We start from the raw sequence: 465 nt of genomic DNA on the forward strand, positions 1-465 counted from the left end.
CCGCGGTCTCGGGCTATCTTGCGCAATCGGGCTGCAACATCAATGACAGCTCGCAGTTCATCGACGAGGACAAAGGGCGCTTCTTCATGCGGCTGCGTTTCGTCTCGGAGCGTGGCCAGACGCTCGAATCGCTTGCCGGGGGATTTCCGCCAGTCGCGAACGAGTTCGGCATGGAATACGAAATCCACGATCTTTCACACAAGACGAAGGTCGTGATCATGGTGTCGCGCTTCGGCCACTGTCTGAACGATCTTCTCTACCGTTCACGGATCGGTTCGCTGCCGATTGAGATCGCCGCCGTTATCTCAAATCATGGCGATTACCAGAAGCAGGTCGTGAGCCATGATATTCCGTTCCGCCTGATCCGCGTCACGCCGGAGACGAAGCCGGAGGCCGAGGCCGCTATCATGCGGGTGGTGCAGGAGGCCGGGGCCGAGCTGATCGTTCTGGCGCGCTACATGCAGG

1 protein-coding gene is annotated in these 465 nt (G+C 59.6%); it reads left to right on the forward strand.

The window, feature by feature from the left end; translation table 11 throughout:
- Positions 1–465: formyltransferase family protein (locus tag CEV33_RS01565; RefSeq protein ID WP_268875787.1), on the forward strand; the 465-nt coding region annotated here is incomplete at both ends.

Source organism: Brucella grignonensis, from assembly GCF_002252505.1.
Classification (GTDB): domain Bacteria; phylum Pseudomonadota; class Alphaproteobacteria; order Rhizobiales; family Rhizobiaceae; genus Brucella; species Brucella grignonensis.